Below are 24184 nucleotides of genomic sequence, written 5' to 3'. Positions count from 1 at the left end.
CAGTTGGTGGCGATGGAATCGGCCGCCCGGATCTTCCCGAAAGGACTGGCGCAGCTGCTCGAGCGCCGCGACCGCACCTGCCGGACCCCGTACTGCAACGCCGTGATCCGCCACCACGACCACGCCATACCCGATCGAGCCGGCGGGCCGACCAGCGCGCGCAACGGCCTCGGGATGTGCGAGGCCTGCAATTACGCCAAAGAAGCCCCCGGCTGGCAGGTCAACACCACCGAATCCGACGGGGAGCACACCGCCGAATTCATCACCCCCACCGGGGCGATCTATCGCACCAGCGCACCCCAACTACCCGGCCCACCGGTCCGCCGCCGCCTCAGCCTCCTCGAAGGCAAACTCACCATCGACCTCATCACCTTCGACGCCGCGTAGTCGCGTCAGGTCACCCGGCGCCGGGCATCTGGCGCGTGTCTTCAGCTGCGTTGCGGGACCGCGGCGAGCTGGGTGAGGCGCACGCTGTTGCCCGAAGGATCCCGGAATCCGCAGTCGATGCCGTAGGGCATCTCGTGGGGTTCCTCGGTGAACTCGACGCCGCGTGCCTTCAGCTCCTCGTAGCTGGCGCGGCAATCGTCGGTGGTCAGGAAAATGGTGCCGGCGAAGCCCTTTGCGGTGAGGTCGAGTACCTGCTTCCTGGTGGCGTCGTCCATGACAGGTTCGCCGGGGACAGCCATCAGCACGATCGACACATCGTCCTGGCCGGGCGGCCCGACCGTGAGCCACCGGAAGATGCCGTCAACATCGGGCAACGAAACATCCTGGCGCACTTCCAGACCCACCTTCTCGGTCCAGAACTTCAACGCGGCTTCCTGGTCGTGAACCCACAGATGGGCACTGGCAATCTTGATCATGGCGCCGACGCTACGGCCGCACCGATACGCGTGTCTTCTCCCCGTGTGCTGTTTTTGCGACGCGGGTGTCGGCCTTCGGGCGGGTGTCGCGCTGCAGAATGCAGCTGGGAATCCGCGCGTGGACGGCAGCGGGCGGCATCGAAGCTCGGTATGCCGCCGGAGGCGTACCGTAGGCGCGCGCGAAACTGGTGGTGAACGACCCGACGCTCTGCAGCCCGACCATCACGCAGATGTCGGCTACCGACCTGTCGGTGTGGCGCAGCAGGGCCGCCGCCCGCTCAAGGCGTCGGGTCTGCAGGTACGCACGCGGCGACTCGCCGAATGTCTGGGTGAATGTGCGGCTGAAGTGAGCCCGGGACAATCCGGCGGCGGCCGCGAGATCGGCGACGGTGATCGGCTCTGAGTAGCGCGCGTCGGCCAGGTCCTTGGCCCGCATCAGGTAGCGGGCCGGCGGAAGCATGTCCCGGGCTGGCGGAAGCATGTCCACAGTATGGCGCGCAGCTGGGCTCGATGTTCGTCACCAGCTGAGCTCGGTGTTCGTTAACGGAATCGGCGCCCGAACCATTACGTTGTTAGGGCGGATGAGCTGGCTGGGCGGCCGCGGCACCATACGGTGTCGAGGAAAGTCCGGACTTCACAGAGCAGGGTGATTGCTAACGGCAATCCGAGGTGACTCGCGGGAAAGTGCCACAGAAAACAGACCGCCACCCCAGCGCCTGCGGGCGCTCGGGGAGGTAAGGGTGAAAAGGTGCGGTAAGAGCGCACCAGCATCCCGGGTGACCGGGGTGGCTTGGTAAACCCCACCCGAAGCAAGGCCAAGAAGGCCGCAACCTGGTTGCGGCCGCGCAGGCGCCTGAGGGTTGCTCGCCCGAGCCTGCGGGTAGGCCGCTTGAGGCACCCGGCGACGGTGTGTCCAGATGGATGGTCGCCGCCTCGCTGCCAGCCATGGTGGTGAGGAACAGAATCCGGCTTATAGGCCAGCTCATCCGCCCTAACTCCGGGTCCTGCGCTCTAAGGGCGACCCGTCGGTCATAGCGCGCGCTGGCCCTTCGCCCACGCCCATGCCGCGACTCGCCACCCGTCGGCGCCGCGGCGAAGCGCCACCGTGAACGTCGCGCCGGTCTGGGTCACCGTCCTCCCGTTGACGTCGAACGTCATCGTGGCCGGAACCACCACATACGCACTGTCGCCGGCCGTGTCGTTGTGCACCGGCTCACCGATGGTGACGTGATAGCCCGACGCGCCCGCATGGTCGCCTTCGGCCAAGACGTCGCGGTACCAGTCCGCCGCGGCCGTCGGCCCCAGCCAAAGGTGCGGTGGCATACCGTCGAGGATCGAGCCGTCGGAAGCGAACGCCTCCGACATCGCCGCGGGATCCCCGGCGTTGAACGCGTCCAAGTACGCGTGAACAGCTTCGAGGGGAGTGTCGCTCATTGCATCTGGTCGAGCATATTGGTGAACGCCGCCTTCGGGCGCAGCGCCTTTTTCACCTCATCGGCCGTGACATACGGGTACTCGCCGTATTCCAGGAAGCTCGGTACATCATGCTCGCGGACAAATTTCACGAAAGCGGACGGATGGGTTTTCCAGTCCTCGGGAAAACCCTCGAGGTTGGTGAACTCGGTGTCGAAGATGCCCTGATACTGGAAGTACAGGTCATCCTCGATCGGGAAGAGCTGCCAGCGCAGGTAGTGCAGCTTCAGCAGTTCTAGCACCGTGGGATCGGCCGCTACCGCTGCTTCCAGCGTCTTGCCATGCTCGCGAATGACGTCCTTGCGTCCGGGTATCACCTTCGCGATGATCGAGAACCCATAGCAGGCAGGTGTTTTCGGAAAGATGGGACCGTAGCGGCCACGCTCTTCCTCGAAGTAGCCGCCTTTGGGGATGGCCACCGCGGCCGGCCGAGACCAGTCCTCATCGTTGGGCATCACTTGCTCCTCGCGACAACTCGACCCCCGACTAGCCGTGACGGTAGCACCGACGGACTTCCACTGTCTGGTGACTTCCCGTGCCGACCCACCATGTTCGATCAATGACCGCATCCAATGGTGCGCTTGCGAATTCAACGAATCACCCTGACGAGGCTCTGCCACCGGCGGATGTCGACGCTTTACGGCCCGAAAGCGCTGCCACACAGGGCCTGACTGCGTACAGTACGGGTGCGGTGGCAAGCCAGATCCTCGCCGCCGCTGTCCAATCATCAACGCGGCCCGACGGATTGAGACCCCGCTCCGCGGGCAGCGCCGAACCTGACCAGCCGAACCGAGGTCAACGCGATGATGGCTGTACTGCAGCACGCCGTCCCCATCGCCACGCTGATCTTCGTAGTGTCGAGCATGCTGGCGATGGGGCTGGGGCTCAGGATCACTGAGATCACCGCCCCGCTACGCAATGCGCGGCTGGTGGCGATGTCTCTGTTGGCCAACTTCCTGTTGATGCCCGCCGCGGCGGTGCTGCTGGCCAAGGTGCTTGCTCTGGATGAACCGTTCGCAGTGGGCCTGCTGCTGCTCGGCGTCGCCGCCGGCGCCTCGTTTCTGCCCAAGCTCGCCCAAATTGCCAAAGGCGACCTGGCGTTCGCGGTCGCCGTGGTGGTGCTGCTGGTGGTGGTCAACTTCCGCAATGTGCTCTCGGTGTTCGGCACCCGCGCCATCCTGGCCGGCCTGCTGTTCATCGCCATCGGCTACGCCCTCGGCTGGGGGCTGGGCGGGCCGGCCGCCGCAACGCGGCCGGTGCTGGGATTGGGAACAGCCCAGCGCAACATCGCCGCCGCATTGGTGGTCGGGGGACAGAGCTTTAACGATCCCAGCGTGGTGGTCATGGTCGTGGTCGTGGCCATCGTCAGTCTGCTGGTCCTGCTGCCGCTGTCGCGGGCATTGGCCCGCCGTACCGCGGCCGGCGATGGAGCACCGAGACCATGACCATCCCTGATGACCGCGACGTAGGACGCCATGGCCGCGGCATGCGCCGATCCGATGCAGATCCTCGACGGTCTGGCGCGCGCCGGATCAGGACCGGCGCACCGCCTTGTCGAGTTTCCGAAGCGCACGGTCGATCTGCTCCTCGCAGCGCTGGGCCAGGTCGTCCTCCTGCTGGTACAGCAGCCCGTAGGTGAAGGTGTCCTCGCCCGCGGTGTGCGCCGCCTGGGCCTGCCGGCTCAGGTGCGCGCGGCTGACCACACTGTCCTGGTGGTCACCTAACAGCGTCTGGATCGTCTTCGCTCGGTCGGCCACCTTGCCCTGGCCGGTGGCCGCGGCGGTGTAGCGGAGCTGCTTGGCGCGCTTACGGATTCGATGCAGCGCCTCGTCAGGGTCGGTTTCGGTATCGGCCGCTGCCAGCCGGGCGGCTTTGGCGGCCTTGCGCACCCGCTTGTACGCCGAGCCGATGGTCAGCTCAGCGGGTACCCCGCCCGGACCAGAGTGGGGAGCGTCGGCGCTGACCAACTCCTCCAGCGCATCCAGCAGCCGGAAGTACCGCGGCGAGCGCATCGCCGTCAGAGACCGCTTCCATCCGGTCTGATAGCGCTTCTGGGCGCCCTCGACCAGCCGCTCGCGCACCGGTCCCCGCACATTCACCCCGGGCAGGGCGTCGAGAGCACGCTCGTACCGTTCGGCGAGCACCTCCGCGTCGCGAGCGACGCCCAGCACCCCGGCCAGTTCGCGCAACTCGTCGAGCACCCATTCCCGGCCGGTGAAGTCGAAGGAGCCCTGCGCCGACTGCAGCAGGCTGCGGATCTTGCGGGTCGTGACCCGCATCTGATGGACCGCGTCCAACGCGTCGGCCCGGACGGCCCGATCCCACGCGATGAGCTCGCCGACGTGCTGCGCCACTGCACGCCGCGCCGGATCCTTCACGGCTACCTCGGTCGCCGGGGTATCAGTGGCCAGCACCCGCGCCAGCTTGGAGCCGTGACCGGCCGGCTCCGCCCCGGCGTCGCGCAAACGATTCGTCAGCCTGTCGAACACATCCGGGTTCGCGTCGGCCCGGAGTTCGAGTTCCCACTCGCGCCAGCGCTGCTCCTCGCCGCCGACCGCGCTCGCCGTCACGTGGTCGTCGCAGAACTCGGCGATCACCGTCCCGTCCGGCCCGTGCAGGAGTTCGACGTTCCTCACCGTGCGGATGCGGGCCACCGGCTCCAGCGGTCGGTCCCGCACGATCGCCAGGACGACGTCGCGCAGACTTTCCGGTACGGCGGTCTCGTCGGAGCCGTCCTCGGCCAGCGGCGCGTGCACCTCGGTGCGGCTGTCCGCGTCGGCCGGCAACTTCAGATGCCACGCGGCGTCGGGCCCGCCCGTGCGGCGGCGCAGTGTGATCCTGTGCCGGGCGAGGTCGCGCGAGGGTGTGTCGAAGTAGACAGCGTCCAGCGATTGTGACGGCGACCGCTCAGCCCGGCTCACGGCGGCCAACCCGTCGAAGGACGGCGACCCGGTTGCCTCGACCACGTCGAACTTGCGCTCGGTCTCCATGTACCTGGACGTTTCGCGCGATTTCGGGGCCATGGACACCCTGTCTCTAGGAGGTTCGGGGGGACCATAGAGTGCCACATCGACGTGAACGGCCACCGCGGTGCCGACGGCCGTGTCCAAACTGTGTTCGACGCGCCTAGGTGCCGTTGCACCGATTTCATGATCGTTCTCTTAGGATGCTCTTATGAGTCCAGTGGTGCGGCTCGACGACTACCTCGACCGCGAAGGCAACATTGCGATCCCGGCCGGCCTGACGCTGACCTCGTTCCTCGACCGTAACGTCGAAGAACTGGGTGACACGCCGGCCTACCGGTATCTCGATTTCGACCGTGACTGCACCGTCGAGTTGAGCTGGAACCAGCTCAGGACGCGGTTGCATGCGGTCGGAACCCGACTGGAGCAGGTGACTCGTCCCGGTGACCGGGTGGCCATCCTCGCGCCGCAGGGCGTCGAGTACGTCGTCGGCTTCTTCGCAGCGATCCTGGCCGGCACCATCGCGGTCCCGCTGTTCGCGCCGGAACTTCCCGGCCACGCCGACCGGCTGGACGCGGTGCTCAACGACGCCCTGCCGACGGTGGTGCTCACCACGACGTCCGCCGCCGAGTCGGTCCGTGACTTCGTGCGCAAGCTTCCGCGCGAGCGCCGGCCCAGGATCATCGCCACCGATGCGGTGCCCGACGCCGTCGGCGCCGGTTTCGCGCCCGCGCCGCTGAACAGCGACGACATCGCCTATCTGCAGTACACGTCGGGTTCCACCCGTGCGCCGGCGGGTGTGGAGATCACCCACCGCTCGGCCTGCACCAACATCGTCCAGATGATCGACGGCGTCGGTCTGGACCACAACATCCGCAGCGTCAGCTGGCTGCCCCTGTTTCACGACATGGGACTGCTGATGATCATGTTCCCCGCGCTGTGCGGCGGGCACATCACGCTGATGTCGCCGGTGTCCTTCGTGCGCCGGCCCTACCGGTGGATCAAGGAACTCGGCGCGTCCGACGCCCCGACGTTCGCGGCGGCGCCCAACTTCGCGTTCGAGCTGGCCGCCCAGCGCGGTCTGCCGCCGGCAGGGGACACGCTCGACCTCAACAACGTCGCCGGGCTGATCAACGGCTCCGAGCCGGTGAACATGGCCTCGATCGAAAAGTTCTACGCCGCGTTCGGGCCTTACGGTCTGCCGGCGACGGCGGTCAAGCCCTCCTACGGGATGGCCGAGGCGACGCTGTTCGTCTCGACCATCGGACCCGAGGCCCGCCCCGAGCCGACGTACCTCGACCGCGAGCAGCTCTCGCTGGGCAACGCGGTGCGGGTCGATTCCGGTGACGCCAACGCGGTGGCCCAGGTGTCCTGCGGCCGGGTGGCCCGCAGCCAATGGGCCGTGATCGTCGATCCGGCCACCGAGTCCGAGCTGGCCGACGGCCGGGTGGGCGAGATCTGGCTGCACGGCGACAACATCGGCCGCGGCTACTGGGGCCGGCAGGAAGAGACGGAGCTGACCTTCCAGAACAAGCTCCAGTCGCGCCTGCTCTACGAGAGCCACGCCGAGGGCTGCGCCGAGGACGCGCTGTGGATGCGCACCGGGGACCTCGGTGTCTACCTCGACGGCCAGCTGTACATCACCGGCCGGGTCAAGGACCTGGTGATCGTGGACGGGCGCAACCACTACCCGCAGGACATCGAGGCGACCGTCGCCGCAGCGTCACCGGCGGTGCGGACCGGCTTCGTCGCGGCGTTCTCGGTTCCCGGCGAAGGCCGCGAAGAGGTCGTCATCGTGGCCGAACGCGCTCCCGGAGCCGGCCGCGCGGATGCCGGTCCCATCCAGGAGGCGATCCGCTCTGCGGTGTCGCGCAATCATGCGCTGCCGTTGAAGGAGATCAAACTGGTTGCCGCAGGCGTGATTCCACGAACCACCAGCGGGAAGCTGGCGCGCCGGGCATGCCGGACCGAGTATCTGGAAGGCAAACTGTAGCCGCTACAGTCCGTGTGTGACCGAATTCCAGACCATCACGTTCGAGCAGACCGGTGTCATCGCGCGCATCACGCTGAACCGTCCCGATGCCGCAAACGGCATGAACGGCACGATGACCCGCGAGCTGGCCGTGGCGGCGGCACGCTGCGACAGCCCCGCCACCAAGGTCGTCGTCATCACGGGGGCCGGGCGGTTCTTCTGCGCCGGAGGTGATCTGAAGGACTTCGCATCCGCGCCGGGCCGGGGACACCACATCAAGGGGGTCGCCGACGACCTGCACCGGGCCATCTCGACGCTGGCGCGCATGGACGCGGTGGTGATCACGGCTGTCAACGGTACGGCCGCGGGCGCCGGGTTCTCCCTGGCCGTCGCCGGGGATCTGGTGCTGGCCGCGGAGTCCGCGTCGTTCACGATGGCCTACACCCGCGTCGGGCTGAGCCCGGACGGCGGTGCGTCCTACCACCTCCCACGGCTGATCGGCATCGCCAAGACCAAGCAGCTGATGCTGGCCAACCGCACGCTGTCCGCGCAAGAGGCCTCGCAGTGGGGCCTTGTGGGTGAGGTGGTCGCCGACGATCAGCTCCGGGTTCGCGCCGACGAGCTCGCCGAGCAGATGGCGCAGACCTCGGCCGGCTCCAACGGCGCGGTGAAGGCGCTGCTGTTGGACACCTTCGGCAACGGCCTGGAACAGCAGATGGAGCTGGAGGGGCGGACGATCGCCGCACGAGCCGAATCCGCCGACGGGCGCGAAGGAGTCGACGCGTTCCTGTCCAAACGCAAGGCGGAATTCGGACCTCGCGGCTAGAAGGAGTGCTCCTCGGCCGGGAAGGTACCGGTGGCGACCTCACGGGCGTAGTCGGTGGCGGCACGGCGCAGCTCGTCACCGACCGCGCCGAACCGCTTGACGAACTTCGCGGTCCTGCCATTGGTCATACCGGCCATGTCCTGCCACACCAGAACCTGGGCGTCGCAGTTGGGTCCGGCGCCGATGCCGACGGTCGGAATCGTGAGTTTCCCGGTGATCTGGGTGGCCAGCTCGGCCGGGACCATCTCCATCACCACCGCGAACGCGCCTGCCTCCTGCACGGCGATCGCGTCGTGGATGGTCTGTTCCGCGGCGTCGCCACGCCCCTGCACCCGGAATCCGCCGAGGCCGTTGACGCTCTGCGGGGTGAAGCCGATGTGTGCCATCACCGGGATGCCCGCGGCGCTCACGGCGGCGATCTGGTCGGCCACCCGCTCACCGCCTTCGAGCTTCACCGCGTGCGCGCCGGTCTCCTTGAGCATCCGGGTCGCGGTGGCCAGCGCCTGCTGCGGCCCGGCCTCGTAGCTGCCGAAGGGGAGATCGGCCACGATCAGCGCGTGCGGTGCGCCCCGGACCACTCCGCGCACCAGCGGAATCAGTTCGTCGAGCGTCACCGGAACGGTGGTGTCGTAGCCGTAGACCACGTTGGCCGCGGAATCGCCGACGAGCAGCACCGGAATCTGCGCTTCGTCGAAGATCGCCGCGGTGGAGTAGTCGTATGCGGTCAGCATGGCCCACTTGTGGCCTTCGGCCTTCCACTTGTGCAGGTGGTGCGTCCGGACCTTCACACGCTTGGGCGTCTCGGTGACAGCGCCGTAGACAGGCTGCTCAGACATCGTTGTCCCCTTAATGGGCGAGTCGTGTTGAATCCTCGAGGCCCGAATCGGGTCCCCGGGTTTCGCTGACCCGCCCAGTCTGCCACTGCGTCAGCAGAAGGTGAACGGCGCGTTAAGTGGATTTGCTCACACCCGTCCCGCCCGGGCATACGATCGGCGGCATGCAACGGCTCAGCGGACTCGACGCCAGTTTCCTGTACCTCGAAACCGCGGCCCAGCCACTGCATGTCTGTTCGATCCTGGAGCTCGACACGTCCACGATGCCGGGCGGCTACACCTTCGACCGGCTGCGCGACGGGCTGGAGCTCTGCATCAAGGCCATGCCCGAGTTCCGCGAGAAGATCGCCGACAGCCGGTTCAACCTTGATCACCCAGTCTGGGTGGAGGACAACGATTTCGACGTCGACCGTCATCTGCACCGAATCGGGTTGCCATCGCCGGGTGGCCGTGCCGAGCTGGCCGAGATCTGCGGCCACATCGCGTCGTTGCCGCTCGACCGGACCCGCCCGCTGTGGGAGATGTGGGTGATCGAGAACGTCGCCGGCACCAGCGACGGGCCCCCAGCGCACACCGGCGGCCGCGTCGCGGTGATGACCAAGGTGCATCACTGCGCAGTCGACGGTGTGACCGGGGCGAACCTGATGTCGAAGCTGTGCACCACCGAGCCCGACGCGCCGCCGCCGGATCCGGTGGAGGGTCCCGGCGGCGGCACCGATCTGGAGATCGCGGTCAGTGGCGCGGTGCGATTCGTGAGCAGACCGTTGAAGCTGGTCAACGTCCTGCCGAACACGGTGTCGACGGTGATCGACACCGTGAAGCGGGCGCGCAGCGGCCTGACGATGGCGCCGCCGTTCGTGGCGCCCAAGACCGCGTTCAATGCGAACGTCACCGGCCGCCGCAACGTCGCGTTCGCCCACCTCGATCTCGACGACATCAAGACGGTGAAGACTCACTTCGGGGTCAAGGTCAACGATGTGGTGATGGCGCTGGTGTCCGGTGTGCTGCGCACGTTCCTGATCGAGCGAGGCGAGCTGCCCGAGAGTTCGCTGGTCGCCATGGTTCCGGTGTCGGTGCACGAGAAGTCCGACCGTCCCGGACGCAACCAGGTATCGGGGATGTTCTCCCGGCTCGAGACCAACATCGAGGACCCCGTCGAGCGATTGAAAGCCATTGCCGAAGCGAATTCGGTTGCCAAACAACATAGTTCGGCGATCTCGGCGACTCTTCTGCAGGACTGGACACAGTTCGCCGCGCCGGCGGTGTTCGGGGTGGCGATGCGGGTGTACGCCAGCAGCAGGCTCAGCGGTGCGCGGCCGGTGCACAACCTGGTGGTCTCCAACGTGCCCGGTCCGCAGGGTCCGCTGTACATGCTGGGGTGCGAGGTCAAGGCGATGTATCCGCTCGGACCGATCTTCCACGGTTCGGGCCTGAACATGACGGTGATGTCGCTGTCGGGCAATCTCGACGTCGGAATCGTGTCGTGCCCCGAGTTGCTGCCCGACCTGTGGGACATGGCCGACGCGTTCGACGTGGCGCTCGGTGAACTTCTGGACGCCACGCGCTAGCGCTGCCCGCACACGCGCCGTGCCAGCATGGATGCCGGTTCATGGCAGCATGTGGTGCCATGAAGCTCACGTCCGGTGCCGCGCGACCCGGTCTCCTGCTGACGCTGGCCGTGCTGCTGGTCGCCGGGTGCAGCCAGGTGGTGTCGGGGCGGGCGCTGGTCGCCGTGCCCCCGCCCGGCACCCCGATCGAGTGGGGCCCGTGTGAAGCCGGACCGTCTGACCAGGTGCGCATCCCGCCCGGCGCCGAGTGCGGCATGCTGTCGGTGCCCGTCGACTGGGACAACCCCGACGACCCCGACGGTGACGTTGCGCAGATCGCGTTGCTGCGGATCAAGGCCGGCGGAGACAAGATCGGCTCGCTGATCGTCAATCCGGGTGGGCCGGGCAAATCGGGCAAGGAATCGGCAGCCGTGATGGCCGCGACGCTGCCCGAAGAGGTACGTCAGCGCTTCGATCTGGTGGGCTTCGATCCGCGCGGCGTTGCGGAATCCACGCCGGCCGTGTGGTGCAACAGCGACGCCGACCATGACCGACTGCGGGCCGACAACGTCGTGGAATACACCCCGGAGGGTGTCGCGCATCTGGAGAAGCTCACCAAGGAGTTCGTCCAGCGCTGCGTCGACAAGATGGGCCTGGACTTCCTCGGCAACGTCGGAACCGAGAGCGTGGTCAAGGATCTCGAGGCGCTGCGCGCCGCCCTCGGCGACGAGAAGCTGACGTTCCTGGGGTACTCGTACGGAACCCGTATCGGCGCCGGCTACGCCGAGGCCTATCCGCAGAAGGTGCGCGCCATGGTGCTCGACGGCGCCATCGACCCGAACGCCGATCCCGTCGAGGCCGACGTCCGGCAGGCCGCGGCGTTCCAGCAGGCGTTCGACGACTACGCCACCGACTGCGCCGTCGATCCCGACTGCCCGTTGGGCACCGACCCGGACAAGGCCGTCGACGTGTACCGGTCGATGGTGTGGCCGCTGGTCGATGAGCCGGCCGACACCACCGACCCGCGGGGTCTGAGCTACAACGATGCGATCGTCGGCACCATCCTGCCGCTGTACTCGCCGGGACTGTGGCGGCACCTGACGCAGGCCCTGTCCGAGATCAAGAAGGGCCGCGGCGACACCATGCTGGCGCTGGCCGATCTGTACATGGGGCGGGACGCGCAGGGGCACTACAACAACGGCACCGACTCCCGTATCGCGGTCAACTGCGTCGACAAGCCGGCGATCACCGACCGTGCCACGCTGGTGGAGCAAGACCGGCGGGTTCGCGAGGCCGCGCCGTTCATGGCCTATGGCGAGTTCACCGGCCTGGCGCCGATGACCACGTGCGGATTCTGGCCGATACCGCCGACGAGCACCCCCCACGAGATCAACGTCGACGGGCTGCCGCCGATCCTGGTCATCTCGACGACCAACGACCCGGCCACCCCGTACCAGGCGGGTATCGACCTGGCGCGTCAGCTCGACGGCACCTTGGTGACCTTCGAGGGCACCCAGCACACCGTTGCGCTGCAAGGAGACTCGTGCATCGACGAGATCACCACCCGGTACCTCGTCGACGTCACCGTGCCCGCGCCGGACACTCGCTGCTGACGATCCTGGTGAGCGGCTGATAACGGCCCGGTCACCGTTGCGTCCCGGGGGGAGACCTCGCCCGGCTCGCGTGCAACGATGTCTGCCATGTTGCGTGCCGCCCGGTTGATCGCAGCGCTGGCCGTGACATCGGCGGCGTCGTGCCCGTCGGCAGCCGCCACACCCGCTGACGCCGACCAGTCGTACTCCACTGCGCCGGTGTGGAGTTCGTGTTCGTCGTGGGTTCCGGATACCTCCAGGATCCCCGCCGCGCAGTGCGGCACCGTCGCGGTGCCCGTCGACTACGCCGAACCTGACGGTGCCCGAGCCGATTTGGCGGTCATCAGGGTGCCGGCGTCCGGTTCCCGTATGGGAGTGCTCGTCGTCAACCCCGGCGGGCCCGGCGCCTCGGCGGTCGACACCGTCGCTTCGATGGGCGCGGCGCTGGCCGGCACCGAGATCGGGAGCCACTTCGACCTCGTCGGCATCGACCCGCGCGGCGTCGGTCACTCCACCCCGGCACTGCGCTGCCGCACCGACGCCGAGTTCGACGCGTTCCGTGCCGAACCGTTGGCCGACTACAGCCCGGCCGGGGTCGCCCACATCGAAGAGGTGATGCGCACGTTCGCCGCGCGGTGCCTGGACCGGATGGGCGCCGACTTCCTCGCCAGCGTCGGCACCGCGACCGCGGCACGCGACATGGATGTGGTGCGCGCGGCGCTCGGCGAGGACCGCATCAACTATCTCGGCTTCTCCTACGGCACCCAGTTGGGTGCGGTGTACGCCACGCGGTACCCCGACCGGGTGCGCGCGATGGTGCTCGACGGCGCCGTTGATGTCAGTCTCGACCCGATCACCGAGAGCCTGAACCAGCAGGCCGGTTTTCAGAAGGCCTTCCAGGAGTACGCGGCCGACTGCGCGGAATCGGCGGGCTGCCCGCTGGGCGCCGACCCGGCACAATTCGTCGCACGTTTCCAGCAGCTCGTCGATCCGCTGGTGAACCGCCCTGCGGCGACGGACGATCCGCGCGGCCTGAGCTACCAGGACGCCATCACCGGCACTGTCAGCGGGCTGTACTCACAGCGCTACTGGCCGTATCTGACCAGCGGGCTGCTCGGGCTGCAGCGCGGCACCGACCCGGGTGACCTGTTGCTGCTCGCCGACGACTATCAGCAGCGGGACCGTAACGGGCACTACAAGAACCGGCAGGACGCATTCAACGCGATCCGCTGCGTCGACGCGGTCTATCCGGCGGACCCGGCGACCTGGGTGGAGGCCGACAGGCGCTCCCGTGAGATCGCGCCCTTCCTGTCACACGGACCGTTCACCGGGTACGCCCCGCGCGACGTGTGCGCGATGTGGCCGGTGCCGCCGACCCCGGTGGTCGGGGTCGCCACGTCGCCCGGGCCGGGCAAGGTGGTGGTGGTGTCGACGACCGGTGACCCGGCCACGCCGTACGAGTCCGGGGTGAACCTGGCGCGGCAGCTGGACGCCCGGCTGATCAGTTTCGAGGGCACCCAGCACACCGTGGTCTTCAACGGCGACGCGTGCGTCGACACGGCCACCGTCGAGTTCTTGGTGAACTCGACACCGCCGCCCGACGGTTTGCGCTGCTAGCGGCCCCGTAACACAGAATTAACAGGCGGAACCTAGGCTTCGGGCATGGATCGGCAGAAGGAATTCGTGCTGCGCACGCTGGAGGAGCGTGACATCCGCTTCGTCCGGCTGTGGTTCACCGATGTGCTCGGATACCTCAAGTCGGTCGCGATCGCGCCTGCCGAATTGGAAGGCGCCTTCGAAGAGGGCATCGGTTTCGACGGCTCCTCGATCGAGGGCTTCGCCCGGGTCTCCGAAGCCGACATGGTCGCCCGCCCCGACCCGTCGACGTTCCAGGTGCTGCCGTGGGCCGACAGCTCGGGCAAGCACCACTCGGCGCGGATGTTCTGCGACATCACGATGCCCGACGGGTCGCCGTCGTGGGCGGACTCGCGCCACGTGCTGCGCCGGCAGCTGTCCAAGGCGAGTGATCTCGGGTTCTCCTGCTACGTGCACCCCGAGATCGAGTTCTTCCTGCTCAAGCCCGGACCCGACGACGGCACCCCGCCCGTCCCGGCGGACAACGGCGGCTACTTCGACCAGGCCGTGCATGATTCGGCGCCGAACTTCCGCCGCCACGCCATCGACGCGCTGGAGCAGATGGGTATCTCCGTCGAGTTCAGCCATCACGAGGGTGCGCCCGGTCAGCAGGAGATCGACCTGCGCTACGCCGACGCCCTCTCCATGGCCGACAACGTGATGACGTTCCGCTACCTGGTCAAGGAGGTCGCGCTCGGCGACGGTGTGCGCGCGTCGTTCATGCCCAAACCGTTCGCCGAACACCCCGGCTCGGCGATGCACACCCACATGAGCCTCTTCGAAGGCGAGACCAACGCGTTCCACAGCCCCGACGACCCGCTTCAGCTGTCCAGCGTCGGAAAGTCGTTCATCGCAGGCATTCTCGAGCACGCCAACGAGATCAGCGCCGTGACCAACCAGTGGGTGAACTCCTACAAGCGTCTGGTGCACGGCGGCGAGGCCCCGACCGCGGCGTCGTGGGGCGCAGCCAACCGTTCGGCGCTGGTGCGCGTCCCGATGTACACGCCGCACAAGGTGTCGTCGCGGCGGGTCGAGGTGCGCAGTCCCGACTCGGCGTGCAACCCGTACCTGACCTTCGCGGTGCTGCTCGCCGCCGGTCTGCGCGGCATCGAGAAGAACTACGTGCTGGGCCCCGAAGCCGAGGACAACGTGTGGAGTCTCACCCCTGAGGAACGCCGCGCCATGGGCTACAAGGAACTGCCCGGCAGCCTCGGCGTGGCCCTGTCGGAGATGGAGAACTCCGAGCTGGTCGCCGAGGCGCTCGGCGAGCACGTCTTCGACTTCTTCCTGCGCAACAAGCGCGCCGAATGGGAGAACTACCGCAGCCACGTCACGCCGTTCGAACTGAAGAACTACCTGTCGCTCTGACGCAGGCGGCCGCGCGCTACCTTGATGGGCGTGGCCAAACCTGCGACGCAGCGTCCCAGGCTGCCCGGTGTCGGACGGCTCGGGCTCGTCGAGCCGAAGGCGCAGGCGGATCTGGACAGCCTCGGCTGGAACACCGATGCCCACGTCGAACTCCTGTGGTCGTTGTCGCGGGCTCCCGACGCCGACACCGCGCTGAAGGCGATCGTCCGGCTGTCCGAGGCGCTCGGGTCCGGGTGGGCTGAACTCGACGCCGCCCTTCTGCAGGACCGCAGTCTGCGCGGCCGGTTGTTCGCGGTCCTGGGCTCGTCGCTGGCCCTCGGTGACCATCTGGTCGCCAACCCCGACTCGTGGCGTCTGCTGTCCGGCAACGTCACGCTTCCGGCCGCACAGGAACTGCGCGACATGTTCGCCGAGCGGGCCGATCAGTCCGACGGTCCGACCGCGGCCGTGCCGCTGCTGCGTACGCTGTACCGGGACCGATTGCTGGTCCTGGCCGCGCTCGACGTCGCGTCCACGGTGGAGAACGAACCGGTGCTGCCGTTCACCGTGGTCGGCGAACACCTCTCCGATCTCGCCGACGCCGCGCTGGCCGCCGCGCTGCGGGTGGTGACGGCCTCGGTGTGCGGCGACAAACCGGCGCCCACTCTGACCGTCATCGCGATGGGCAAATGCGGTGCGCGGGAACTGAATTACGTCAGCGACGTCGACGTCATCTTCGTGACCGACGACGGCTCGCACAGCAGCATGGCGCTGGCCACCAGGCTCGCCGGCGAGATGATGCGGTTGGCGTCCGAGGCGTTCTTCGAGGTGGACGCCGCGCTGCGGCCGGAGGGCAAGCAGGGTCAGCTGGTCCGCACCCTGGAATCGCACATCGCCTACTACGAGCGCTGGGCCAAGACCTGGGAGTTCCAGGCACTTCTGAAGGCGCGGCCGGCCGCCGGTGACATGGATCTGGGCCGGCAGTATGTCGAGGCGCTGATGCCGATGGTGTGGACAGCATCTGAGCGTGAGGACTTCGTTCCCGAAGTGCAGGCGATGCGCAGACGCGTCGAGGAACTCGTGCCCGCCGGGGTGCGGACCCGGGAGATCAAACTCGGCAGCGGCGGCCTGCGCGACGTCGAGTTCGCGGTGCAGCTGCTGCAACTCGTGCACGGCCGCAACGACGAGTCGCTGCATGTGGCGTCCACGGTCAACGCGCTCGCCGCATTGGGCGACGGCGGCTACATCGGCCGGGACGACGCCGCGAACATGACGGCCTCCTACGAGTTTCTGCGGCTGCTCGAACACCGTCTGCAGTTGCAGCGGCTCAAGCGCACCCACATGCTGCCCGAAGCCGACGACGAGGAGTCGATGCGGTGGCTGGCGCGCGCGGCGCACATGCGGCCCGACGGTCGGCACGACTCGCTCGGGGTGCTGCGCGAGGAACTCAAGCGGCAGAACCACCGGGTGTCGCGATTGCACGCCAAGCTGTTCTATCAGCCGCTGCTGGAGTCGGTCGGCCAAGCGTCGCTTGGTCTTTCGGACGGGATGAGCGCGGATGCCGCCGAGCGTCAGCTGGCCGCGCTGGGTTACGAGGGACCGCAGAGCGCGCTCACGCACTTGGCGGCGCTGACCGGTAGCTCGGGGCGCCGCGGCCGGGTGCAGCAGGTGCTGCTGCCGACGCTGCTCGACTGGCTGTCGGACACCCCCGACCCCGACGCTGGGCTGCTGGCCTATCGCAGGATCAGCGACGAACTCGCCGAGCAGCGGTGGTATCTGGCGACGCTGCGCGACGAGGGGGCAGTCGCCAAGCGGCTGATGCACGTGCTGGGCACCTCGGCCTACGTGCCGGAGCTGTTGATGCGCGCGCCGGAGGTGATCCAGCTCTACGCCGACGGACCGAACGGGCCCAAGCTGTGCGACGTCGACACCGAAGGGGTGGCCAAGTCGCTGGTGGCCTCGGCGGCACGGCACGACGATCCGGCGCGGGCGATCGCGGCCGCACGTTCACTGCGGCGCCGGGAGCTGGCCCGCATCGCGTCGGCGGACCTGCTCGGAATGCTGGACGTGACGGACGTGTGCAAGCAGCTGACCCAGGTCTGGGTGGCGGTGTTGCAGGCCGCCCTCGACGCCGTGATCCGCGCCAACGCGCCGCAGGGCAAGGCACCGGCACGCATCGCCGTGATCGGGATGGGCCGGCTCGGCGGCGGCGAGCTCGGTTACGGATCCGACGCCGACGTGTTGTTCGTGTGTGACCCGAACGACGGCTTCGAGGAGTCGACTGCGGTGAAGTGGTCGGTCACCGTGGCCGAGCAGGTGCGTGCCCGGCTCGGCACACCGAGCGCTGACCCGCCGCTGGAGGTCGACGCCAACCTGCGGCCTGAAGGCCGCAACGGGCCACTGGTGCGGACGTTGGCGTCGTACCAGGCGTACTACGAGCAGTGGGCGCAGCCGTGGGAGATCCAGGCGCTGCTGCGTGCACACCGGGTCGCCGGTGATCTGGAGCTGGGGGAGCGGTTCCTGCTGATGGTGGACAAGACCCGCTACCCGGAGGGCGGGGTGTCCCCGGAGACGGTTCAGGAGATCCGGCGTATCAAGGCGCGCGTGGACGCCGAACGGCTTCCCCGCGGCGCCGACCCCAACACCAACACCAAGCTCGGCCGCGGCGGGCTCGCCGACATCGAGTGGACGGTGCAACTGCTGCAACTGCGCTTCGCGCACAAGATCCCGGCGCTGCACACGACGTCGACGCTGGAGACCCTCAATGCGATCGGCGCTGCCGAGTTGATCGCCGAGGGCGACATCGAGTTGCTGCGTGACGCATGGTTGACCGCGACGCGGGCCCGCAACGCCCTGGTGCTGGTGCGCGGCAAACCCACCGATCAGCTGCCCGGTCCGGGCAAGCTGCTCAACGCGGTCGCGGTGGCTGCGGGCTGGCCCGGCGGCGACGGCGGCAACGAGTTCCTCGATAACTATCTGCGGGTCACGCGGCGGGCGAAAGCGGTGGTGCGGAAAGTTTTCGGAGGCTGAGTGTTGCACTTGGGCTGGGGAGGTTAGATGTTCGACTTCGATGTGATCGACGCCGAGGAGCATGACCGGCAGCGGGTCCGCTACAAACCGCTGACAGATGCGCTGCGCACGCTGATCGACCTCGGCATCCACACCGACGTCGACGACGACACGGCGCGGCAGGCGTTGACTCATCTGGAGGCCGCCGCCGGGTTGCTGGGGCGGCAGCTGCGCGAGGATCGGGTGACGTTGCGCCACGCCGTCACCGGGCGTCCCGTCACGTGGGGGAATCCCGTTGTGGGCCTTCGTAATGCGATGAGTCCGCCGATCGTCGTCGAGCACGGGGCGGACGGTCGCTGCTGGAGCGAATTCACCCTAGGCCCGGCCTATGAAGGCCCGCCCGGCTGGGTTCACGGCGGCATCTGCGCTCTGGTGCTCGATCAGCTGCTCGGTGAGGTGGCCAGCGACGGGATGACCAAGGCGCGGTTCACCGGGACCATCAGCGTGCGTTATCTGCGCGGCACGCCGTTGGGCCCGCTGCGTGCAGAGGCCTTCGTCGAGCGCTCTGAGGGCGCCAAGACCTACGCCAAGGGCTACCTGATGGATGCCGAAGGCCCGACGGCTGAAGCCGACGGGGTGTTCATAATGCCAGCGTGGGCGCGAGACGCCGGATGACCTCCGCGGTGGCGAACGGCACGATCGGCACGGTCACCGAGATCGCGGTCGCCGCCCCGTAGGCGTCGAGGGCCACCACCGTGAAGGTGTCCTGCTTGTCGGCCGGTGTTGCGTCGGCGGCGGCGGCCCGATAGCGCGCATCGTCGCCGGGCGTGTAGACGAACTGTCCGGCCCCCTCGACCACCACGCTGCCCTTGCCGGCGTCGCCGGCGCTGACAAAGATCACGGTGTCGCGTTCGGGATCGGTCGCGATCACCGTGCCGGTCACCTTGCCGCTGGCTGAATCCTGTTGGCTCAGGCTGTAATTCCCGTTCGTTGGGGCCTGGTTGACGTATCCGGCCGGTGCGATGGCCACCCGGACGGTCAACATCGTGGTGCCGCCGTGCCCGTCGTCGACTGTCACCCGGAACCGGTCGGTCTTGTCCCAGGACGGAGCGAACCGCTTGGCGGCCGCGGCGCGGGCTTCGTCGGTCGGGACGTAGGCGAAGGTGCCGTCGGCGCTGACAGTGACCGAACCCTTGCCGGTGTTCGGCGCCACCCGGTAGGTCAACGCGTCGCCGTCCTGGTCGGTCGCGGTGATCTTGCCGGTGGTCATGCCGGTGTTCGGGTTGGTGAACACTCCTCCCGCCGACGCGCGGCTCGGTGCCCAGTTGAGCGGTTTGATGTCCACCGTGACGGCCACCCGCGTGACGCCGCCGTGTCCGTCGTCGACGATGACGTCGAACGTGTCCTGCTTGTCCGCGTCGGTCGCGCCGGCGGCCGCGGCTGCGTGCCGGGCAGCGTCGGTGGGGGTGTAGGTGAACCGCCCGCGGGTGTTTATGGTGACGACGCCGTTCTTCGCGGTCGCCGACGCCGAGTAGGTCAGCCCGTCCCGGTCGGTGTCCCTGGCGGTGATGGTGCCGTACACCTTCGCGCTGAACCACGACGAGCTCGTCCGCACGGTCGCGTTCGGTGCGGCGTTGCCCGGCTTGACCTTCACCGTCACCGTCAGCGACGTGATCCCGCCGTGCCCGTCGGCGACGAGCACGGTGAAGGTGTCCTGTTTGTCGGCTTGCGTCGCCCCGGCGTTGGCGGCGGCATGCCGCGCCGCAGCGGTCGGGGTGTAGGTGAACTTCCCGTCCGCGCCGATCGTCACGGTTCCACCCTTGGCGGTCGGAGAAGCCGAATAACTCAGCGGATCCCGGTCGGCATCCCTGGCGGTGACGGTGCCGTACACCTTCGCGCTGAACCAGGACACGCTCGACCTGGCGATCGCGGTGGGCGCAGTGTTGGCGGGCGCGATCGTCACCGTGATCGGCACCTTCACCACGCCGCGTTGGCCGTCGCTGAACGTGATGGTGAACGTGTCGAAGCCGGCGCCGGGGGCGGCGCCCACTTCGGCAGCCGCGTGACGGGCCGCGGCGGTGGGGGTGTAAGTGAAGGCGAATGCGCCGTCGTCTCCGCGGGTGACGGTCACGCTGCCCTTGCCCGGGCCGGTGACGGTGTAGGTCAGGGGCCTGCCCTCCGGGTCGGTGACGGTGACGGATCCCGAAACGTCGCCGGAAGCGTTGGGGGAGTTGACGACCGGTGTCTGCGCCACCGGGTTTGCATTCGGCGCGACCAGCGCGACGACATGCAACCGGTTACCGCCGAACTCCGTCCAATAGAGCTGGGTGCCGTCGGGGCTGACGGCGACCATCGGCGGACCGTCGACCTGATACGGATTGACGATCACCGAGGTGAGCTCGGTCTTGCTCGCGACGTCGTACACCGAGAGTTTGCCGTCGTCGCTGCGTACCACAAACAGCGTCGTGCCGTCGTGGCTGACCGCGAGTTCGAACGGAGTACCGGTTGCGACCGTGATGCTGTCGATCACCTCGTGGGACTTCGCGTCGATGATCCGCACGCTGCCGGCCACGTCGGCCACGAAAACGCGGGAACCGTCGGCGCTGAACGTGATTCCCGTCGATCCTGCCGCAACGCCGGGGATCTTCTTGCCGAACAGCGACGCCGTCGAGAAATGGGAGATCTCTCCGGTGGTGCTGCTGAGGGTGTAGATCGTCGAGCCGTCCGGGCTGATCGCGATCGACGAGACCCCCTTGCCGACGCCGTAGACGGTTCCGACGACCTTGTTGGTCAGCGTGCTGATCTTCGAGACGGTGCCGTCGTCGCTGTTGACGACATACAGACGGGATCCGCCGGGGCTCACCGCTATTCCGGTGGGGGTGTCTCCGACCCGGATGGTCTTGACGACCGAATTGGTCGCGGTGCTGAGCACCGACACCGTGCCGGCCAGGGCGTTGGAGATATAGAGGCGGGTGCCGCTGGGGCCGATCGCGAGCATCGTCGGTGTGTAGCGCAGCGTGAGGGTCTGGAGCACCTTGCCGCTGACGGTGTCGACGATCGTCAGCGACTGGCTGCCCGCATGCGCGATGTAGGCGCGGGTGTCGGTCGCGACCAGATCGGTGGGGGCGCCCGGGATCAGGATGTCGCCCAACCGGCGGACGGCCTCGGATTGTTCGGGGGTGAGGAGTGCCGAGTCGAGACCGGCGGCCAGCGACGATGTGGGTGAGTCGAGCTGGCGACGCAGCGCCGAGGCCACCATCAGCCACAGCGGCGATGCGGCGGGGCTGTCGGGGACACGCTTCGGTGCCAGCAGCGACGACAGGATGCTCGACAGCGTGACCGATTTCGCGGCCGGCGCGTCCTGCGGTTCAGGGGCGGGCGAGGGGGCCTCCGCGGTCTCCGAGACGCTCACGGGGTCTGGATCGGTCACCGGTTCGGCGGGCGGTGTCGAATCGAGGGCCGGCGCGGCGGCATCGTCGACCGCCTCGGAGTCCGTAGTCACCGGCTCGTCGGGGGTGGCGGGCTCCGGCGCGGCATCAGTGTGGGGGTCCGTTGTCGTAGCCCGGTCCGCGCGCTCGCGCACGGGCGCGTCGGAGTCGTCGTCCCTGGGCAACTCAGGTTCGGCGGCGTCAGCGATGTCGTCGGTGACCTCATCGACGTCGCCGGCGTCATCGGCGTCGTCGGTGTTGGTGTCGTTAGGTGCGGTGGTGTCCTCCGTCGTCGGCCCGGGATCGGGTGTCGCGCTGTCGGCGGTGGACGAGCTGACCGCGCTGCTGTCCTCGTCCGCTAACGCGATGGCCGGGGTGGCGCCGAGGCCGACGCCCACCCCCAGAGCAAACGCGAGCGCGCCGATACGACCGATATACGTCGAATGCCCCACGGCATTCCTCCCCCGAAGAATTGTCCCGCTGACAATAAGTGGAGCAATCCTATGAGGACTTCGACCGGTGCGGGGTGACCTTTCACGATATTCACGTTCGCGTCGAGAACGCGCTACCCGGCGGCGCCCCGCAAACCCGTTTGCCAGATCTGCGCGGTGTTGTTCAGGAAGGTGCGAGCAAACCGCGGTCTAGGCGCGTACGGCGGCCCCGCGGCGGCGGGCATCCACCGACCATGTGCCCGCACCCATCGCGGCCAGAAGAAGGAACGCGAAGCAGAACAGGATCGCCAGTTCGCCGCCGTTGCCGCCGGCCTGGCCGCCGAACGGCCAGAAGCTGGCGGGCTCCCCGCCGATGATTCCCCAGTGCTGCCAGAAGTAGGCCACGGCCATCTGACCTGCGGCGACGATCGCCGCGATGCGCGTGAAAAAGCCGACGGTGATCAGGAGGCCGCACACCAGCTCGATCACCCCGGCGAACCAGTACGGCCAGGTGCCGGTGGGGACCGCCTCGCCCAGCGGCCACCCGAACAGCTTCATGGTGCCGTGCAGGGTGAACAACAAACCGACCACGATGCGGAAGATGCTCAGCATCGGGGAGGAATAGCTTGCCAGGCGCGCGTCCAGGTTGGTGGTCATGCGCCCGAGCCTACCGCCGCGGACTCCAGTCCGGATAGTTTTCTGGTGGCCTCGGTTCAGCGCTGCCCGACCTGGAGTAAGGCCTATTCGCACACGGAACCGCCCACGCTGCCGAGGGCAGCGCGGGCGGTGTCGTCTCGTACGACTTGGACTTAGACGTCGCGTCGGCGGGCCGACTTAGACGTCGTAATACAGCGAGAATTACGTGCTGGGCAGACGGATTAGTTGGCTAGCGATGACCTCGTTTGTTTTCGCAGCTCAGGCGCGTTGATCGCGTTGGCTGTCATTGGCACGTGCTGGGATTACTGCGGACCAGCTGCGGACTGCCTGGTGTCGTTAGCGCCGACGTCAGGGGTGTCCATCGTATGGACACCCTTTTGGTTCGCCCGAAAAAAACAAGGCGCGACCCTCGGCAAGGGGTCGCGGGGGTGGCCAGGGCTGAGAATCAGTCGGCGTCTTCGCGCGGTGCGAACTGGTACCCCGCTTCGATCAAGCGACGCTCCAGGTTGATCACCGCGGCCTTACTAGCGAGGGCGTCGGCCCTCGCGTCGAGCAGCTCCTTTCGGGTGTCGACGAGCGCATTTTCCAGCTGCAACACCGCGAGGGCCAATGTGGCCACGAGCGCGCTGTCGCCGGCTTCCTCGGGGGTCGGGTAGTCCGTCAGCGCCGTCGTTACATAACCCTGCATCGCAGCAGTGACGGGAAACTTTTCCTCGTCGACGTCGACCTTCAGTAGTTCCTCGATCATCGAGCACACTCCAATCTGTCGTCAGGACGGGGTGTCTTTCCATGGGTCAGATACCCCGGTTTGAAACCGGGTAGGTGTCGGCGATCACTGCCGACCCGGCTGACTGTTGACGTGCCAGGCGATGTCACGGCCGGTGCCGTCCTCGGTCGGGCGGTTGTTGTTGACCGTGATGTTCGTGTCGCCACCCTTGCCCGCAGCCAAGCCCTGCTGTGCGGCGGCGCGCGGGTCCTTGGCTGACGGTGTAGCCGGTGCTGCCTGTCCGGCGAGGTTGGGCAGCGCAGGCCGTGCCCCGGCGAACCCGCCCGCGAGCCGGCCGAACCACGACTTGCCCAGGCTGCCCATCGGGTTGTCGCCCAGCGACAGCGTTTCCATCAGGCCCGAGACGCCGATGCCAGCGACCTGGCCCAGGTAGGCCACCGTGCGGTTCGCGAGCTGAATGCCGATCTTGGCCGCAGCGCCGGCACCGGGCGCCAGCGCGTCCAGGCCGGAGGTGGCCATCATCGCGGCGTCCATCGGCAGTCCGCCCATGCCCTGGAATCCGCCGCCGCCCGTTGTCGGGTAGGCCATGCCGCCGGTGCTCAGCGGGGCCGCACCCGGCATGCCGGTGCCCGGAAGCGTGGAGCCGCCACCGAAGGGCAGGCCGAGGATGCCCGGACCGCCGGGGCCGGGGGGCGCGCCGAGCCCGATGCCCGATGCTGGGGTCCCCGGAGGCGCGCCGACACCGCCACCCAGGGGGGCCGGGCCGATCGCGCTCGGGCCGAGACCATGGATGCCGGCCGCCGCGGGCGAGCCGAGCGTGATGGGGCCGCCGGCCACAGCGCCCTGACCGCCGTAGCCGCTCGCCGCGGCCATCATCCCGA

General features: G+C 68.1%; 19 protein-coding genes, 1 other RNA gene and 1 pseudogene. 11 read left to right on the top strand and 10 right to left on the bottom strand.

Annotation, left to right across the window (positions count from 1 at the left end):
• On the top strand, nt 1-387 hold a 387-nt coding region (locus ACXMYJ_RS25895), incomplete at its 5' end, for an HNH endonuclease signature motif containing protein (RefSeq protein ID WP_460359245.1).
• A gap of 41 nt (nt 388-428) precedes the next feature.
• Here ACXMYJ_RS25895 and ACXMYJ_RS25890 read toward each other — a convergent pair.
• Together ACXMYJ_RS25890 and ACXMYJ_RS25885 are read right to left on the bottom strand one after the other, a co-directional pair.
• Entirely contained in the window at nt 429-863 is a 435-nt protein-coding gene (locus ACXMYJ_RS25890) for a VOC family protein (protein ID WP_460359244.1), read from the bottom strand.
• A gap of 10 nt (nt 864-873) precedes the next feature.
• Nucleotides 874-1344 carry a helix-turn-helix transcriptional regulator gene (locus ACXMYJ_RS25885; protein WP_460359243.1) on the bottom strand — a complete coding sequence of 157 codons (471 nt, stop codon included), beginning with the start codon at nt 1342-1344 and terminating at the stop codon, nt 874-876.
• 101 nt (nt 1345-1445) lie between these two features.
• Here ACXMYJ_RS25885 and rnpB point away from each other — a divergent pair.
• Nucleotides 1446-1852, top strand: an RNA gene (gene rnpB, locus ACXMYJ_RS25880) — RNase P RNA component class A.
• 40 nt (nt 1853-1892) lie between these two features.
• Here the strand turns inward: rnpB and ACXMYJ_RS25875 are convergent.
• Both ACXMYJ_RS25875 and ACXMYJ_RS25870 read right to left on the bottom strand, forming a co-directional pair.
• Nucleotides 1893-2297 carry a YybH family protein gene (locus ACXMYJ_RS25875; RefSeq protein WP_460359242.1) on the bottom strand — a complete coding sequence of 135 codons (405 nt, stop codon included), beginning with the start codon at nt 2295-2297 and terminating at the stop codon, nt 1893-1895.
• Complete coding sequence (locus ACXMYJ_RS25870) at nt 2294-2794, bottom strand: hypothetical protein (protein ID WP_460359241.1); 501 nt, start codon at nt 2792-2794, stop codon at nt 2294-2296. The genes ACXMYJ_RS25875 and ACXMYJ_RS25870 overlap by 4 nt, the downstream gene beginning before the upstream one ends.
• Before the next feature lie 345 nt (nt 2795-3139).
• Here ACXMYJ_RS25870 and ACXMYJ_RS25865 point away from each other — a divergent pair, with 345 nt between their 5' ends.
• A complete protein-coding gene (locus tag ACXMYJ_RS25865; RefSeq protein WP_460359240.1) occupies nt 3140-3781 on the top strand; it encodes a hypothetical protein in 642 nt (213 codons plus the stop codon).
• Between the two features lie 87 nt (nt 3782-3868).
• Here ACXMYJ_RS25865 and ACXMYJ_RS25860 read toward each other — a convergent pair whose 3' ends face one another.
• Nucleotides 3869-5359: a CYTH and CHAD domain-containing protein gene (locus ACXMYJ_RS25860; protein WP_460359239.1), complete on the bottom strand. Its 1491-nt coding sequence runs from the start codon at nt 5357-5359 to the stop codon at nt 3869-3871.
• Between the two features lie 151 nt (nt 5360-5510).
• Here ACXMYJ_RS25860 and ACXMYJ_RS25855 point away from each other — a divergent pair, with 151 nt between their 5' ends.
• Nucleotides 5511-7292 (top strand): fatty acyl-AMP ligase, encoded by a 1782-nt coding sequence (locus ACXMYJ_RS25855; protein WP_443187015.1) that lies wholly within the window; start codon nt 5511-5513, stop codon nt 7290-7292.
• A 16-nt stretch (nt 7293-7308) separates the two neighbouring features.
• Nucleotides 7309-8097, top strand: a complete 789-nt coding sequence (locus ACXMYJ_RS25850) for an enoyl-CoA hydratase/isomerase family protein (RefSeq protein WP_460359238.1) — start codon at nt 7309-7311, stop codon at nt 8095-8097.
• Here the strand turns inward: ACXMYJ_RS25850 and panB are convergent.
• Nucleotides 8094-8933 carry a 3-methyl-2-oxobutanoate hydroxymethyltransferase gene (gene panB, locus ACXMYJ_RS25845; RefSeq protein WP_260753647.1) on the bottom strand — a complete coding sequence of 280 codons (840 nt, stop codon included), beginning with the start codon at nt 8931-8933 and terminating at the stop codon, nt 8094-8096. The two genes, ACXMYJ_RS25850 and panB, sit on opposite strands and share 4 nt — an antisense overlap.
• Before the next feature lie 161 nt (nt 8934-9094).
• Between panB and ACXMYJ_RS25840 the strand changes: the two genes are divergently transcribed.
• The 6 genes from ACXMYJ_RS25840 to ACXMYJ_RS25815 all read left to right on the top strand — a co-directional run bounded on the left by ACXMYJ_RS25840 (nt 9095) and on the right by ACXMYJ_RS25815 (nt 18735).
• On the top strand, nt 9095-10498 hold the full coding sequence (locus ACXMYJ_RS25840; protein ID WP_460359237.1) for a WS/DGAT/MGAT family O-acyltransferase: 1404 nt from the start codon (nt 9095-9097) through the stop codon (nt 10496-10498).
• A gap of 59 nt (nt 10499-10557) precedes the next feature.
• Entirely contained in the window at nt 10558-12090 is a 1533-nt protein-coding gene (locus tag ACXMYJ_RS25835; RefSeq protein ID WP_460359236.1) for an alpha/beta hydrolase, read from the top strand.
• 78 nt (nt 12091-12168) lie between these two features.
• A complete protein-coding gene (locus ACXMYJ_RS25830) occupies nt 12169-13686 on the top strand; it encodes an alpha/beta hydrolase (protein WP_460359235.1) in 1518 nt (505 codons plus the stop codon).
• A gap of 45 nt (nt 13687-13731) precedes the next feature.
• The gene (gene glnA / locus ACXMYJ_RS25825; protein ID WP_443187019.1) at nt 13732-15072 is read left to right on the top strand and encodes a type I glutamate--ammonia ligase; all 1341 of its coding nucleotides are present in this window, start codon (nt 13732-13734) and stop codon (nt 15070-15072) included.
• Between the two features lie 24 nt (nt 15073-15096).
• Nucleotides 15097-18081, top strand: a complete 2985-nt coding sequence (locus tag ACXMYJ_RS25820) for a bifunctional [glutamine synthetase] adenylyltransferase/[glutamine synthetase]-adenylyl-L-tyrosine phosphorylase (RefSeq protein WP_460359234.1) — start codon at nt 15097-15099, stop codon at nt 18079-18081.
• Between the two features lie 27 nt (nt 18082-18108).
• On the top strand, nt 18109-18735 hold the full coding sequence (locus ACXMYJ_RS25815) for a PaaI family thioesterase (RefSeq protein ID WP_443187021.1): 627 nt from the start codon (nt 18109-18111) through the stop codon (nt 18733-18735).
• On the opposite strand, the gene ACXMYJ_RS25810 is transcribed toward ACXMYJ_RS25815, so the two are convergent.
• From ACXMYJ_RS25810 to ACXMYJ_RS25795, 4 genes and pseudogenes are all read right to left on the bottom strand, one after another.
• Complete coding sequence (locus tag ACXMYJ_RS25810; protein ID WP_460359233.1) at nt 18701-21940, bottom strand: Ig-like domain-containing protein; 3240 nt, start codon at nt 21938-21940, stop codon at nt 18701-18703. The two genes, ACXMYJ_RS25815 and ACXMYJ_RS25810, sit on opposite strands and share 35 nt — an antisense overlap.
• Nucleotides 21941-22129: 189 nt before the next feature.
• A complete protein-coding gene (locus tag ACXMYJ_RS25805) occupies nt 22130-22576 on the bottom strand; it encodes a DoxX family protein (RefSeq protein WP_443187023.1) in 447 nt (148 codons plus the stop codon).
• Nucleotides 22577-23021: 445 nt separating this feature from the next.
• Nucleotides 23022-23324 (bottom strand): hypothetical protein, encoded by a 303-nt coding sequence (locus ACXMYJ_RS25800; protein ID WP_460359232.1) that lies wholly within the window; start codon nt 23322-23324, stop codon nt 23022-23024.
• Between the two features lie 84 nt (nt 23325-23408).
• Nucleotides 23409-24184 (bottom strand): annotated as a pseudogene (locus ACXMYJ_RS25795) (phage tail tape measure protein); the annotation flags it as partial.

The sequence above is a fragment of the Mycobacterium sp. ZZG genome, from assembly GCF_054786995.1.
This window is presented reverse-complemented; position numbering and strand designations above follow the sequence as displayed.

Bases quoted from the DNA above. Each gene is read 5' to 3' on its own strand.
- ACXMYJ_RS25890 (WP_460359244.1), bottom strand. From the start codon at position 863: ATGATCAAGATTGCCAGTGCCCATCTGTGGGTTCACGACCAGGAAGCC.
- ACXMYJ_RS25885 (WP_460359243.1), bottom strand. From the start codon at position 1,344: ATGCTTCCGCCAGCCCGGGACATGCTTCCGCCGGCCCGCTACCTGATG.
- ACXMYJ_RS25875 (WP_460359242.1), bottom strand. From the start codon at position 2,297: ATGAGCGACACTCCCCTCGAAGCTGTTCACGCGTACTTGGACGCGTTC.
- ACXMYJ_RS25865 (WP_460359240.1), top strand. From the start codon at position 3,140: ATGATGGCTGTACTGCAGCACGCCGTCCCCATCGCCACGCTGATCTTC.
- ACXMYJ_RS25860 (WP_460359239.1), bottom strand. From the start codon at position 5,359: ATGGCCCCGAAATCGCGCGAAACGTCCAGGTACATGGAGACCGAGCGC.
- ACXMYJ_RS25855 (WP_443187015.1), top strand. From the start codon at position 5,511: ATGAGTCCAGTGGTGCGGCTCGACGACTACCTCGACCGCGAAGGCAAC.
- panB (WP_260753647.1), bottom strand. From the start codon at position 8,933: ATGTCTGAGCAGCCTGTCTACGGCGCTGTCACCGAGACGCCCAAGCGT.
- ACXMYJ_RS25840 (WP_460359237.1), top strand. From the start codon at position 9,095: ATGCAACGGCTCAGCGGACTCGACGCCAGTTTCCTGTACCTCGAAACC.
- ACXMYJ_RS25835 (WP_460359236.1), top strand. From the start codon at position 10,558: ATGAAGCTCACGTCCGGTGCCGCGCGACCCGGTCTCCTGCTGACGCTG.
- ACXMYJ_RS25830 (WP_460359235.1), top strand. From the start codon at position 12,169: ATGTCTGCCATGTTGCGTGCCGCCCGGTTGATCGCAGCGCTGGCCGTG.
- glnA (WP_443187019.1), top strand. From the start codon at position 13,732: ATGGATCGGCAGAAGGAATTCGTGCTGCGCACGCTGGAGGAGCGTGAC.
- ACXMYJ_RS25820 (WP_460359234.1), top strand. From the start codon at position 15,097: ATGGGCGTGGCCAAACCTGCGACGCAGCGTCCCAGGCTGCCCGGTGTC.
- ACXMYJ_RS25815 (WP_443187021.1), top strand. From the start codon at position 18,109: ATGTTCGACTTCGATGTGATCGACGCCGAGGAGCATGACCGGCAGCGG.
- ACXMYJ_RS25805 (WP_443187023.1), bottom strand. From the start codon at position 22,576: ATGACCACCAACCTGGACGCGCGCCTGGCAAGCTATTCCTCCCCGATG.
- ACXMYJ_RS25800 (WP_460359232.1), bottom strand. From the start codon at position 23,324: ATGATCGAGGAACTACTGAAGGTCGACGTCGACGAGGAAAAGTTTCCC.